1 protein-coding gene and 1 pseudogene are annotated in these 543 nt (G+C 58.0%); one reads left to right on the plus strand and one right to left on the minus strand.

The window, feature by feature from the left end:
• Positions 1 to 322: MFS transporter (locus AC1D0P_RS27835; RefSeq protein WP_477679686.1), on the plus strand; the 322-nt coding region annotated here is incomplete at its 5' end.
• 61 nt (positions 323 to 383) lie between these two features.
• Here AC1D0P_RS27835 and purH read toward each other — a convergent pair.
• Positions 384 to 543: pseudogene (gene purH, locus AC1D0P_RS27840) on the minus strand (bifunctional phosphoribosylaminoimidazolecarboxamide formyltransferase/IMP cyclohydrolase); the annotation flags it as partial.

Genomic DNA, 543 nt, shown 5'->3' on the forward strand with positions numbered 1-543 from the left:
CAGCGGCGGTCTGTTCGGCACCGCGGCGGAAAAGGTCTACATTGTCTATGGTGCATTGATCGGCCTGGTCTTCGGCCCTGCACAGGCCTCATCGCGTTCCTACCTGGCGCGTATCGTCGACATCGACGAAGCCGGCCGCTATTTCGGCATCTATGCCTTTTCAGGCCGCGCGACGGGATTCATGGCCACACTGGTCAACAGCATCTTGATTGCGTTGACCGGATCGGCGCGCGTCGGCATGGCTTCGCTGATCGCGTTTTTTGTCATTGGACTGGCGATCATGGCGTTTACGCCTTATCCAGCAAAAGAGGAAAATAAATAGCCTGCGATTGGATTTTCATCGCAGGCTATTTTATTTCGCGCAAGTTCTTGAGCGAACAGTCTTAATGCCGGAAATGCCGCATTCCGGTAAACACCATGGCGACGCCATGCGCATCGGCGGCATCGATCACCTCCTGGTCGCGCATCGAGCCGCCAGGTTGGATGACCGCCGTGGCGCCGGCGCCGATCACCGACAGCAACCCGTCGGCGAAGGGGAAGAAG

The sequence above is a fragment of the Polaromonas sp. P1_G2 genome, from assembly GCF_056405515.1.